The sequence below is a fragment of the Streptomyces sp. NPDC050161 genome (assembly GCF_044460025.1).
GTDB lineage: Bacteria > Actinomycetota > Actinomycetes > Streptomycetales > Streptomycetaceae > Streptomyces.
On the sequence record NZ_JBITJM010000010.1, the window covers coordinates 146,059 to 158,733 of the forward strand.

9 protein-coding genes are annotated in these 12,675 nt (G+C 71.9%); 6 read left to right on the forward strand and 3 right to left on the reverse strand.

Going from position 1 to position 12,675, the window contains the following annotated elements; genetic code table 11:
- Positions 1-24 precede the first annotated feature (24 nt).
- Together ACIBK8_RS18710 and ACIBK8_RS18715 are read right to left on the reverse strand one after the other, a co-directional pair.
- Complete coding sequence (locus ACIBK8_RS18710; protein ID WP_399042951.1) at positions 25-1,026, reverse strand: TIGR03842 family LLM class F420-dependent oxidoreductase; 1,002 nt, start codon at positions 1,024-1,026, stop codon at positions 25-27.
- Positions 1,027-1,477: 451 nt separating this feature from the next.
- Entirely contained in the window at positions 1,478-2,242 is a 765-nt protein-coding gene (locus ACIBK8_RS18715) for an NDP-sugar synthase (protein WP_399042952.1), read from the reverse strand.
- Positions 2,243-2,416: 174 nt separating this feature from the next.
- Here ACIBK8_RS18715 and ACIBK8_RS18720 point away from each other — a divergent pair, with 174 nt between their 5' ends.
- A complete protein-coding gene (locus ACIBK8_RS18720; RefSeq protein WP_399042953.1) occupies positions 2,417-3,637 on the forward strand; it encodes a S8 family serine peptidase in 1,221 nt (406 codons plus the stop codon).
- 115 nt (positions 3,638-3,752) lie between these two features.
- On the opposite strand, the gene eccCa is transcribed toward ACIBK8_RS18720, so the two are convergent.
- Positions 3,753-7,721, reverse strand: a complete 3,969-nt coding sequence (gene eccCa, locus ACIBK8_RS18725; RefSeq protein WP_399042954.1) for a type VII secretion protein EccCa — start codon at positions 7,719-7,721, stop codon at positions 3,753-3,755.
- A 451-nt stretch (positions 7,722-8,172) separates the two neighbouring features.
- On the opposite strand from eccCa, the gene eccD reads away from it, so the two are divergent.
- From eccD to ACIBK8_RS18750, 5 genes are all read left to right on the forward strand, one after another.
- On the forward strand, positions 8,173-9,567 hold the full coding sequence (eccD, locus tag ACIBK8_RS18730; protein ID WP_399042955.1) for a type VII secretion integral membrane protein EccD: 1,395 nt from the start codon (positions 8,173-8,175) through the stop codon (positions 9,565-9,567).
- Between the two features lie 120 nt (positions 9,568-9,687).
- Positions 9,688-11,208 carry a type VII secretion protein EccB gene (eccB, locus tag ACIBK8_RS18735; RefSeq protein WP_399042956.1) on the forward strand — a complete coding sequence of 507 codons (1,521 nt, stop codon included), beginning with the start codon at positions 9,688-9,690 and terminating at the stop codon, positions 11,206-11,208.
- 105 nt (positions 11,209-11,313) lie between these two features.
- On the forward strand, positions 11,314-11,619 hold the full coding sequence (locus ACIBK8_RS18740) for a WXG100 family type VII secretion target (RefSeq protein ID WP_393681973.1): 306 nt from the start codon (positions 11,314-11,316) through the stop codon (positions 11,617-11,619).
- 75 nt (positions 11,620-11,694) lie between these two features.
- The gene (locus tag ACIBK8_RS18745) at positions 11,695-12,006 is read left to right on the forward strand and encodes a WXG100 family type VII secretion target (protein WP_393681974.1); all 312 of its coding nucleotides are present in this window, start codon (positions 11,695-11,697) and stop codon (positions 12,004-12,006) included.
- Positions 12,007-12,162: 156 nt separating this feature from the next.
- Positions 12,163-12,618 (forward strand): hypothetical protein, encoded by a 456-nt coding sequence (locus ACIBK8_RS18750; protein ID WP_399042957.1) that lies wholly within the window; start codon positions 12,163-12,165, stop codon positions 12,616-12,618.
- Positions 12,619-12,675: the final 57 nt, after the last annotated feature.

Below are 12,675 nucleotides of genomic sequence, written 5' to 3' on the forward strand. Positions count from 1 at the left end.
CGGCGTTCCCGGTGGCGCCCCGGCTCAGCCGTCCAGCGCCGGGATGATCCGCTCCCCGTAGCTGTCGATGGTGGCTTCCTTCGCGTCGTGCATGGCGTACAGCGCGAACTGGTCGACACCCAGATCCCGCAGCCGTCGCAGCTTGTCGATGTGGGCCTCGGCGGGACCGAGCAGGCAGAAGCGGTCGACGATCGCGTCCGGCACGAACGCGGTGTCGGGGTTGTCCGCCCTGCCGTGGTGCGCGTAGTCGTAGCCGCTGCGGTCCTTGATGTACGCGGTCAGCTCCTCCGGCACCATTCCGGAGTGCTCGCCGTAGCGGCCGACGAGATCGGCGACGTGGTTGCCGACCATCCCGCCGAACCAGCGGCACTGCTCACGGGCGTGCGCCAGGTCATCGCCCACGTAGGCGGGCGCGGCGACACAGATGGTGATCTCGTCCGGGTCGCGCCCGGCTTCGGCCGCCGCGTCCCGTACCGCCTTGATCATCCACTCCGTCAGGAACGGATCGGCGAGCTGGAGGATGAAACCGTCGGCCAGCCGGCCCGTCATGGCCAGCGCCTTGGGGCCGTAGGCGCCCATCCAGACCGGCAGCCGGCCGTCCTTGACCCAGGGAATGCGCAGCATGTGGCCGCCGACGTCGGTCTCCCTGCCCTCGGCGAGGTCCCGGATGGCGGTGATCGCCTCGCCCAGCCTGGCAAGGGTGTTGGGTGGCCGTCCCGCCACCCGCATCGCGGAGTCGCCGCGGCCGATGCCGCAGACGGTGCGGTTGCCGTACATGTCGTTGAGGGTGGCGAAGGTCGACGCGGTGACCTCCGGGGTGCGGGTGGAGGGGTTGGTCACCATCGGCCCGACGATCAGCCGTTCGGTGTGCTCCAGGATGCGGCTGTAGAGGACGAACGGCTCCTGCCACAGCACGGATGAGTCAAAGGTCCAGCCGTAGCGGAAGCCGTTGTGCTCGGCACGGCGCATCAGGCTCACGACGGCCGATGCGGGCGGGTCGGCCTGTAGGACAACTCCGAAGTCCACGCTGCGCTCCTTGGTCGGGGTACGGGCGGGTGCCGCGCGGGAGGGACCGGCCGCCCGCGCGCCCGGCGACATCGCGTCGGTCGATCGCGTCGGTCGCACGCATGACATCCCCGGGACACCTTTCCTTATCAGGCCGTGCCGAGCCGTGCGCAACGACGCTCTGACGCGAGTCGCGAAGGGACAATCCTGGACCGCTTTCCGGAATTTGGGAAGGGCCTTATCGGACGGCCGGGACGCGAAATCCTGACCGTTTCCGAGGGGCAGGACCGGGTAGTTCGCTGATTCGGCTGCTTATTGCCGCCGCCTTTACGGAGCGATTTCCGGGGCCGTCGCGCACTCTTCGGAGTTCCCGTTCCTCACCTCCAATTCCCCCGTCCGGATGTGCCTTACCTGGCCTTTGCATTGGCCGTCTGAATTTCTGGTGGCGGTGTCTCCCGCGGGCCGATGGCCCTCACTGCGGTGCGGCGAGTTCACGCTCGATGTCCGCCAGATCGTGCGGGGTGTTGAGCGCCCGCCAGGGCCCGTCGAACGGGTAGCCCATCAGCTGGCGGGTGCGGACCAGGTGGGCGAGTGCGCTGTGCTCGTGGTCGCCCTCGTCGGGGAGCAGTTCGATGACCTGGGGCTCGAAGACGTAGATGCCGGCGTTGACCCGTAACTGCGGTGGCACCGTCGAGGCGAGGGCCGACACCCGGCCGTGCTCGTCGCAGTCGACGCTGCCCCGGGGCAGCCAGGGGCGGGCGAGGGCGACGGTGGCCAGCGGTGCGTACCGCAGGTGGTGGGCGTACATGTCGGTGAGCGGGAACCGCGTCCAGATGTCGCCGTACGCGGCGAGCCACGGTTCGTCCGGGTGCGGCAGCGTCCCGGCGGCCCGTTTGAGTGCTCCGCCGCGGCCCAGCGGCCGTTCCTCGGCCACGACTTCGGTGCGCAGCGGCAGGTGACGGGAGGCGAGGTAGTCCTTGATCACTTGCGCGCGGTAGCCGGCCGAGACGACGATCTGCTCCACACCGCACTCGGCGAACCAGTCGATCTGGTGCCGCAGGATCGGCGTCCCGTGCACCTCGACCATCGGCTTGGGCCGACTGCGGGTGAGCGGCCACATCCGCCGCCCGAAGCCGCCCGCCAGCACGACGGCCTGGCGTACGACCCGGCACCCGCTCTCCGCGGCCCGGCCCGCTCGGTACCCGCCGGCCTCGTCAACCTCCGTTAAATGCCCCACACTTGCGCACAGTAGATCACGCCCGCTGCGGCTCTCTACGGTGCCTGGAGGGTGTGACCGCCGTGATCCACCTGGCCGTTCTCGCGCCGGTGTGTTCTGCGTATGATCCCGGCATACCGAGGCCGGCCGTCCTGTGACGGCGGCTGTTCGACGACTGCTCCAGGAGGCACCTTCGTGTCCGACCGACGGCGGAAGCTTCCCCTGCGGGCCACGACGGTGGGCTGCGTACTGCTCGTCGGCCTGGGACCGGCCACGGCGGCCGGTGCCGCCCCGCTCGCCGATTCCGCCGTGCTGCCGCAGGTCGTCCCGTCGCTCGACGGGACGCAGTGCGTCAAGCACAGTTCCCGCACGGCCAAGGCGACGCCGTGGCCGCAGAAGCTCATCGGCATCGAGCGGGCGCACCCGCTCAGCGAGGGCGGCGGCGTGGCCGTCGGCGTGGTGGACGGCGGGCTCGACGGCGACGTGCCGGCCCTGTCGGGACGGGTGTCGGGCGCGCACACGGACTGTTCCGGGCACGGGACCTTCCTGGCCGGTGTGGTGGCTGCGGCCCACACCCCGGGCGTCGGCTTCGAGGGCGTCGCGCCGCGGGCCCGCGTCATCGGGGCGACGGCGAAACCCGATGGCTACGGCGGCGACGCCGACCCCGACTCGGTGGCCGCCGGCATCCGCTCGACGATCGACCGCGGGGCGCAGGTGGTCCTGGTGGGCGCGAGCGCCGTCCGCTCCAGCGGCGCCCTGAAGTCGGCCGTCGCGTACGCGCAGGAGAAGAACGTCGTCGTGGTCGCCGGCGCGACCGACTCGGGCAACCGCAAGGTGGCCTACCCCGCCGCGTATCCGAAGGTGGTGAGCGTGGCCGCCGTCGACGTGGAGGGTGCCCCGCTCGGCGCGGGCGGCAACACCGGCCGGAGCGCGGCGGACGGCGGTGCGGTGGCGCGGGTGGATCTGACGGCGCCCGGTGACCGGGTGCTGAGCGTGGGGCCGGGCGGCGGGCACTTCACCGGGAGCGGGGATGCGGTGGCGGCGGCGTTCGTCGCGGGCACCGCTGCGCTGGTCCGCGCGCGCGACCCGCACCTGTCGTCGGACGCGGTACGGGAACGGCTGCGGGCCACCGCGGTGCGCAGCGCAGGCGCGGTACCCGACCCGGTGACGGGCTACGGGACGGTCGATCCGGAGGGCGCCGTGGGCGCGTTGCGGGCCGGTGACGCGGCCGGTGGCGGCACGTCCGCGGGCGGGCGGGACGAGACCGCCGCCTACCGGGCGGACCCGGCGCCCGAGAAGGTCGCGTCCGGGCCGGTGTGGGCGCTGGTGGGCGGTGTCGCCGCGGTGGCGGCCGTGGTGGCGATGCTGGCGGTGCTGATCCCCCGGGGCCGGGCACGGGGCTGGCGCGCGCCGTAGCCGGGTGTCGTACCGGGGACGGACCAGCGTCTGAGCCGAACGAGCCGGGCCCTCCCTCGCAGGCGGGCCCGGCTCGCGCCTCGTCCTCGTCGGCGGCGACAGAGGACACCCGGCGCTACCGCCCCTCGCCCTCCCCCAACAGCGCCGTCTGCACCTGGACGTTGCGGCGGCGGGAGATCCACTGGGCGCGGCCCGGCGGGAGGGTGCGGGGCTTGATGTCGCCGAAGAGGACGCCTTCCGACGGCGGGCAGGACAGCAGGATGCGGTTGGTGTTCGCTTCGACGAGGCGGCGCATCAGCGGGTCGGTCATGGCGCGGCTGATGCCGCCTGCGGAGCGCGCGATGATCAGGTGGAAGCCGATCTCCGCGCCCTGGCTGAGGAGTTCGAGCAGCGGCTCGAACGGCGACTGCGCGCCGATTCCGCCCCCGCCGACGAGGTCGTAGTCGTCCGCGATGAGGAAGACCTGCGGGCCGTTCCACCAGTCGCGCTTGCGCAGCCGGTCGGGGGTGATGTCAGGTCCCGGGACGCGGGGCCGCATCGACGCGGCGGCGTTGCGCACCATTTCGCGGACCGCGTCGAGGGAGACGGCGTAGTCGAGGCGGTAGTCGTCGGGCACCGCGTCGTACAGCTCGCGCCGCAGGTCGACGAAGGCGAACTTGGCCTGGGCGCTGGTGTGGGTGCGGACGATGGAGTCCGCGACGAGGCGGAGCAGGTTGGTCTTGCCGCTCTCGGTGTCGCCGATGACGATCAGGTGCGGGCTGGTGTCGAAGTCCTGCCGGAAGACGGCCAGTTCGTTCTCCTCCAGGCCGAGCGCCACGGCGCGGCCATCGGGCTCGGGGAGTTCGGCGGCCGGCACCAGGTGGGGCAGCATCCGCACGGCGGGGGCGCCCGGCCTCTCGCCCCAGGCGTCGCGCACCGACCTGACGAGTTCCTGGGTGCCGTCGGTGAGTCCGGCGGGGTTGCCGTCGCCGTCGGCGCGGGGCAGCGCGGTGAGGAAGTGGTAGGTGTCCTCGGTCAGCCCACGGCCGGGGATGCGCGGGACCTCCTTGGCCTTGCGCATGTTGACGACGGAGTCCACCGGGTCGCCGAGGCGCAGCTCGAAGCGGCTGCCGATCTGGTCGCGGAGTGCGGACTGGATGTCGGCCCAGCGCGGCGAGGCGATCATCAGGTGGATGCCGTAGTTCAGTCCGCGCGCCCCGAGTTGGGCGATGTCCTGGCTGAGGTCGAAGAAATCGTTGCGGAGCGTCGACCAGCCGTCGACGACGAGGAAGACGTCCCCCCAGGGGTCGTCGGCGAACTCACCGGCGGCGCGGCGCCTGCGGTAGTCGGCGATGCCGTCGATGTTCGCTTCGGCGAACTGTTCCTCCCTGCGGGTCAGCAGCGTGTGCAGCTCGCCGACGGTGCGGTTGACGCGCTCGGTGTGGACGCGGCTGCTGATGGTGCCCACGTGCGGCAGCCCTGACAGCACGTTGAAGTTGCCGCCGCCGAAGTCGAAGACGTGGAACTGCACTTCGCGGGGGGTGTGGGTGAGGGCGAGGGCGGCGATGACGGTGCGCAGCAGGGTGCTCTTGCCGGTCTGCGGCCCGCCGGCCACGCCGAGGTGGCCGCCGGTGCCCGACAGGTCGGCGATCAGCGGGTCGCGGCGCTGGTCGAAGGGCCGGTCGATGACGCCGACGGGCACGCTGAGGGGCCCTGCCTGCTTGCGCTCGGGGTCGTAGAGGCGTGCCACGTCATCGGACTGGGCGGGCAGCATCTCGTCGAGGGTGGGCGGTACGTCCAGCGGGGGCAGCCAGATGCGGCGGGCGTGCGGGCCGCTGCCCAGCAGGCGCCGGTTGGCGGCCTCCAGGAGGGTGAGCTTCTCCTGTTCCCCCTCGGTCTCGGGTTCGACGGGCACGACGGGCCGGGTGGGCGGGACGTAGCCGGAGCGGTACGGCACGGCCACGCCGCCGCCCTGCGCGCTCGGGGCGTTGCGGCGCCTGGCCTCGTAGGGCCCGGAGACGTACGCGGCCTTGAAGCGGGTGAGGGTGGCGGTGTCACTCTTGAGGTAGCCGTTGCCGGGGGCGGGCGGCAGTTGGTGGGCGTCGGGGACGCCGAGGACGCCGCGGCTCTCCATGGCGGAGAAGGTGCGCAGTCCGACGCGGTAGGACAGGTGCGATTCGAGTTGGTGGACGCGGCCCTCGTCGAGGCGCTGGGAGGCGAGGAGCAGGTGCACGCCCAGGCTCCGGCCGAGCCGTCCGATCATGACGAAGAGGTCCATGAACGAGGGGTGGGCGGCGAGCAGTTCGCTGAACTCGTCGACGATGATGACGAGGGACGGCATGGGCGCGAGCGGGGTGCCGGCCAGGCGGGCCTTCTCGTACTCCAGGTTGTTGGTGTAGTTGCCCGCGCTGCGCAGCAGTTCCTGGCGGCGGATCAGTTCGCCGTGCACGGCGTCGTGCATACGGGTCACCAGGGCCGCCTCGTCGGCGAGGTTGGTGATGACGGCGGAGGTGTGCGGCAGGTCCTCCAGGCCGAGGAAGGTGGCGCCGCCCTTGAAGTCGACGAGGACGAGGTTGAGGATCTCGGACGAGTGGGTGAGGGCGAGCGAGGTGACCAGCGTGCGCAGCAGTTCGCTCTTTCCGGAGCCGGTGGCGCCGATGAGCATGCCGTGCGGGCCCATGCCGTTGTGCGCGGATTCCTTGAGGTCGAGTTCGACGGGCGAGCCGTCGGCGGCGACGCCGATGGGGGCGCGCAGCCGGTCGCGTTCGCCGGGGCCGCGGTGCTCGTGGAGCCGTTCCAGCTCGTGGGTGTGCAGGTCCGATATGCCCAGCAGGGTGGTGAGCTGGAAGTTGGACTCCAGCGGCTCGGCGACCTCGGTGGTGACGCTCATGCGGTACGGCGCGATCAGGTGCGCGAGGGCGCGGGACCTGACGATGCTGAGGCTGTCGGGGCTGCCGAGCCGGGAGAGGGTCTCGCGTCCGTTGCGGTCGCGGCCCACGACGCGCAGGTGGCCCGGCTCGACTTCGAGGCCGAGGGTGTGCGGGCCGCCGTTGCTGTCGATGCTGCCTGCGATGTCGATGACGACGCTGTTGCGGTAGCCGCCGCCGGCCAGCCGGTCGTCGGCCGGTACGTGCGCGCCGTCGAGGACGATGACGGTGAACGGGTCTTCCTTGCCCGGTGTGGCCTGGGGGTCGAAGCGCGGGCGGTCGCCGAGGACGCTGCCGAGCAGTTCGGTGAACTCGGTGGTGTCGTCGGTCACCAGACGGCGCTGGCCGGCGCCGTCGTGTTCGGTGGGGTGGAGGGCGTGCGGCAGCCACTTGAGCCATTCCCAGTGCTCGATGCCGCCTTCGTCCGCGCAGACCGCGATGCGGAGTTCCTCGGGGGCGTGGAAGACGGCGAGTTGGCCCAGCACCGCCCGGATCATGGCGCGTGCCGCCTCGTCGTCCCCGCGGATCTGGACGCGTGCGTAGCCGCGCAGGTAGAGGGCGATGGGCTGGTCGGCGACCGAGGTGTAGGCGCGGATGAAGCGGCGCAGGGCGTGGGCCGCCAGCGGTTCCAGGTCCTCGACCGGCTTGGTCTCCATGGGGGCGACGCGCATGCCGAGCCGCTGGTCGCCGACGGCGAGCCTGACCTCGGCGAAGTCCTCGTGGCTGGTGCGCCGTTCCCACAGCCGGGATGTTCGCACGAGCGAACGCAGGGCGTCCGGGTCGGGGTTGCGCCAGGAGTGGGCGTCGCGCTGGCCGACGACGGCCTCCCGGACGCGCCGCCGGTTCTGCGACAGGTAGCGCAGGTAGTCGCGGCGGTCACCGCTGAGGCGCTGCTTGCGTTCCCCCGCCGTGCGCACGAGTTGGCCGATGAGCATGGCGAGCGTGCTGATCAGCATCATGCCGCCGACCATGTACGTGAAGACGCCGCTGCCGCCCCCGGGACGCAGGAAGATCAGCACCATGCCGGTGGAGGCGATGGCCATCGGCAGATACGTGAACAGCGCGGACATGCTGCTGACCCGCTCGGGCAGGACGGGGGGCTCCTGCAACTCCAGCTCGCCGCCGGGGACTTCGGGTCCTGGCCGGCGCGGGGGACGGCGGAAGAGGATGAGGCTCACACAGGTCCTCTCGGTGCGTACGGGGTGCGACCGCCCCCGTGACCGGCCGGCCGTACGGGAGACATACGGGCAGGGGCCGGCCGCTCAAGACGGTCGGAGGGTGGCGCGTCGAGCTAGTGGGCCCCGATGATGCCATGGCGCCTCACGGGCCCCAGTGGCCCCGCTCTCACGAAGATCACACAACTTTCCGTGCAACCGGCCAATACCCGTGCGACTTGTGTTAACTTCCTCTCCACCCGGGCGCCCTCCCCGCAGGCAGAGCGATGCTGTCGCGCCGAGAGCGTGACGTTCCGCGGCCTGTGCAGGGGTTCCCGCTCGACGACGAGGGCACCGGCACAGCCTCCGAATGTCCACTCCTTCCGCATCGTTGCGTCCGAAGCAACTGTTGCCTCGGCACGGAGGGCGTCCCGACCGACGCCCCTCAACGTCGAGGCGGAAGGCGGGAACTGACGTGAGCAGCACCATCGTTGCCGACATCTGCAAGGTCGTCGTCAAGGCACCTGAGCGCTCCTTCGACATCGGTCTGCCGGCCGACATGCCCCTTGCCGAGCTGCTGCCCTCCCTGCTGGAACACGGCTCGGTGCCGGGCGGCGACCTGGACGAGACCGGTCTTGAGCACGGCGGTTGGGTGCTCCAGCGGCTCGGCCACCCGGCGTTCGACGAGGATGCGACACCCGCCGACCTGGGGCTGCGCGACGGCGAAACGCTTCATCTGCGCCCGCGCCGCGAGCAGTTGCCTCCCGTGCACTTCGACGACCTCGTCGACGGGGTCGCCACCGGCATCCGGGAGCGCGCCGACCAGTGGGGCCCCCAGGGCACCCGCAGGCTGGCACTCGGCTTCGGCTCCGCCGTACTCCTCGCCGGACTCGTCCCGTTGGCCACCGGCGACCTGCCCCTGCTGCGCTCAGGCGGCACCGCGGTCGTCGCCCTGCTGCTGCTCCTCGGCGCGGTCTGCGCCTCCCGGGCGGTGGGCGACGCCGTCGCGGGGACCGTGCTCGGCCTGCTGGCCGTGCCGTTCCTCTTCGTGGCCGGCTGGTTCATACCCGCGGGACCGCCGGGCGACGCCCTGTCGGGGGCGCGGCTGCTGGCCGGCTGCGCGGCCGGGTCGGGCGGCGCGATCCTGGCCCTGGCCGCCGCGGCGTCCGCGGCACCGCTGTTCACCGCCGTACTGCTCGCGTTCCTCCTCGGAGCGGTGGGCGGCGTCCTCGGCCTGACGGCCGGTCTCGCGCCGTCGGATGCGGCAGGTCCGGTCGCCGCCGTCACCGTGGTGCTCGGCACCTTCGTCCCGCTGCTGTCCTTCCGCCTCTCCGGACTTCGGCTGCCGCCCCTCCCCACCAACGCCCAGGAACTCCAGGAGGGGATCGACCCCGTCCCCTCGTCCGACGTCCTGGAGCGGACCCGCGTCGCCGACCGCTACATGACCGCGCTCTACGCCGCCTGCGGCCTGATCTGCGCCGGGTGCCTGATCGCGCTGTCCACCGGGCACGGCTGGGAACCGGTCGCGCTCGGCGCCGTGTTGAGCGTGCTGCTCATCCTGCACGCCCGCGCGATGGCCGGCACCCGGCAGCGTCTTTCGGTGGCGCTGCCCGGCTGCCTCGGGCTGCTGCTGCCCGCCTTCGGCTTCGCCTGGGACGGCTCCCCGGGCGCCCGCGCCCTGGTGCTGCTGGCCCTGCTCGTCGTCGGCACCGGCCTGGTCATCGCCTCGTGGTCGCTGCCAGGCCGCCGTCTCGTCCCGTACTGGGGGCGCGCCGCCGACCTGCTCCACTCGGCCTGCGCCATCGCGCTGCTGCCGCTCGTCCTCGTCGACCTGGGCGCGCTCGGTGCGCTGCGCAGCTGGCTGAGCTGACGTCCGCGGCGCGCGGCGGACGACCGGCCCCGCTGCGCGACTCACGCACCCCCGCGTCACCGCGCCCCGCGGGCGACGCCGACCGGTCACCGACGGCACGGCACGGTAGTAGGAGAGCACATGCAGTCACGGCGGGACCAGGTCCAGGCGTACTCCTTCGTGGTGGGACGCCTGACCTCCAGCATGCTCTCCGCCGACCCCGACGCCGTCGACACACACCTGGGCCGCACCAAGCGCGGCACCGTGATCGGCCTGGTCATCGGCCTGTTGCTGTGCGTCGGCTTCGCCCTGTCAGGGCTCCTCTTCCCCGGCGCCTCCACCGCCTGGCGCCAGGCCAACGCGATCATCGTGGAGAAGGAGACGGGCGCCAGGTACCTGTACGGCGACGGTGAGCTGCGTCCGGTGCTCAACTACGCGTCCGCCAAGCTGGCCGCCGGTGAGAAGGGCCTGGTGCAGGAGGTGTCGCGGGACTCGCTCGACGGGGTGCCGCGCGGCACCCCCATCGGCATCCCCGACGCACCCGACTCGCTGCCCGCGGGCGACGCCCTCTCGCAGGGCACCTGGCAGGTGTGCGCCACCAGCAGGCCGGGCGACGACGGCGGCGATCTGGCGACCACTTCGGTCGGCGTCGGCGTCAGCGCCGGCAGCCCGCCGCTGCCCGACGGCAAGGCGGTGCTCGTCCAGGACGCCAAGGAGAACACCTACCTGCTGTGGCACGGCCAGCGGCTGCGCCTGGACGGCAAGAGCGGCGCCGTGCAGGCGCTCGGCTACGGCACCACCGACCCGGTGTCCGTCGACGAATCCTTCCTGGCCGCGGTACCCGCGGGCCCCGACCTGAGCGCGCCCGACGTTCCAGGGCGCGGATCGGCGGGTCCGGTGATCGCCGGCCACAAGCGGCTGGTGGGCCAGTTCTTCGTGGTGCACACGCCCAGCTCGGCCGACCAGTACTACCTGCTGACCAAGTCGGGTCTCGTCCCCTTCACCCTCACCGGCACCCAGCTCCTGCGCGGTGACGCGGCCACCCGCAGCAAGGCGTACGGCGGGGCCGCGCCCACCGCGGTCGAGCTGACCCCCGACCAGGTCAAGTCGGCGCTGGCGAAGGGCAAGCAGCCGGACGTGACCGCCGGGCTGCCGGCCGCGCCGCCCCGCGCGGTCACGGTGGGCGGCGCCGTCCCCTGTCTGACCGTGGCCCCGCACGGCGGCTCCCCGCGGCAGCAGATCACCCTGACCGACCGGAAGCTGGCCGGCGGGCGGCAGATCGTGCCGCGGCAGAGCATCGCGCCCGGCTGCCCGCAGCCTGGTCTGGTGACCGCGCAGCCGGGCACGGCGGTGCTGGCACGGCCGGTGCCCGGCCGTGGCGGCGACGGCAGCGGCGCGGGCGCCGGTGCCCCGTACCTGGTCACCGGGGACGGAACCAAATATCCGCTGGCCGACGACTCGGTGCTGAAGAAGCTGTCGTACACCGAGCAGGAGGCCGTTCGACTGCCGTCAGCGCTGCTGCGACTGCTTCCGACGGGCCCCGTGCTCGATCCGTCGGCCGCCGCGCGGCCCGCGCTGACGGCTCCGCAGGCGCCGCAGGACCCCGAGTGCCGCGCCTCCGGAAGCTCCACCGCAGGTCCAGGGAAGGGAGCGGCCGGATGACCAGCCACCACCGGCCGGGCCCTGACCCGGCACCGTTCACCGATTCACGCTGCCGAGGCACGGACCCCCGTTCCGCGTCCGGCACCAACCTCAAGGAGTGATCGCATGGTTGCCCAGTTCACGAGTACGGAGCACGCCCTCCAGGTCGCGGCCCGCGCCATCGAGAACGTGCATCACAGCTGCGACAACATCCAGACCAACGTCACCAACAGCAAGATGACGCTGGCCGGGGGCTGGACGGGCAACGCGTCGAACGGGTTCGGCGGTGCGCTGGAGACCTGGCAGACGCAGCTCAAGTCGCTGATGGACTCCCTGGAGCAGATGGGGCTGCAACTCGGCGCCACGCACAAGGACTTCGTGACCAACGAAGAGCAGGCCGCGGCGGAAGGCAAGGGCTGGCCGGGCGTCTGACCCGGCGGCCCGCCCCCGAGCCGCCGGCCGGCGGCTGCTCTCTCCCCACCACCCCATCGAATCGAGGATGTCCCCATGGGCGGAAGCTTCGCGGATTTCAGTGCCAACCACGGCGTCATGGACAACACGCGCCAGGAGTTGGTCAACTACACCATTCAGATCGAGAACTACCTGGAGGAGCTGTCCCGCCAGGTCATGACCGTGCGGGGCGAGATGGACGGTCTGACCATCGAGGCGTACAACAACGCGCACCAACAGTGGATGGCCAAGGTCGATGACATGCGCGAGACCCTGGGCATGGGCCACAAGACGCTGACGCGCGTGGCGCAGAACTACCAGCAGGTGGACGGCGACCAGAACAAGCAGTGGCAGAACACCACGGTCTGACCTCCCCCGCGACCGGCGTGCGGGCCACCCCGGTTCCGCACGCCGGCCCGCACCCGGCCCCCGTTCCGTTACGGGCCCTGTCCCCTTACTCTTCGTACTCCGCGCTGATCACCGCGGCCCGCGCCGCGTGCGCGCTCTCACCCCGCAGGAGCGAAAATGGCGGATGACCACGGCACCATCACGTTCTCGAAGGAGACCCTGGAGGGTTTCCGGACGAACGAGCTGACGAACCTGCGCGACGCGGCCGACCAGGCACGCGTCACCCTGAAGGCATTCCAGGGCGCCAACAAGCTGCTGCCCGGCGGGGACAACTACCAGCCGGCCGTCGATCTGAAGACGCGTTTCAACGAGGCGGCGAACGCGCTGCTGACCGAGCTGAACACCGCCTACACCCTCTCGGACAAGATGATGGTGCAGCTGATGAACACCAGCGCCGCCATGAGCAACATCGAGGACGAGAACACCGAGCTGACGGCCCAGCAGCTGCAGAGCATCATCGGCAGCGCACTGGCCACGGGCGGCAAGGGAAGCTCGGGTTCGGGCACCAACTCCGGTGGCACCTCGGGCAACAACTCCGGTCAGACGAACCCCGAGGGCCAGAGCACTCCCTGACCGCCCGTCACGACCGCAGGACCGGTAACGGTGCCTGGTCCGCGTTCCGCTTCCCGC

Excerpts from the sequence above, each read along its gene's own strand:
- eccB (WP_399042956.1), top strand. The coding sequence starts at position 9,688 with ATGCAGTCACGGCGGGACCAGGTCCAGGCGTACTCCTTCGTGGTGGGA.
- ACIBK8_RS18740 (WP_393681973.1), top strand. The coding sequence starts at position 11,314 with ATGGTTGCCCAGTTCACGAGTACGGAGCACGCCCTCCAGGTCGCGGCC.
- ACIBK8_RS18745 (WP_393681974.1), top strand. The coding sequence starts at position 11,695 with ATGGGCGGAAGCTTCGCGGATTTCAGTGCCAACCACGGCGTCATGGAC.
- ACIBK8_RS18750 (WP_399042957.1), top strand. The coding sequence starts at position 12,163 with ATGGCGGATGACCACGGCACCATCACGTTCTCGAAGGAGACCCTGGAG.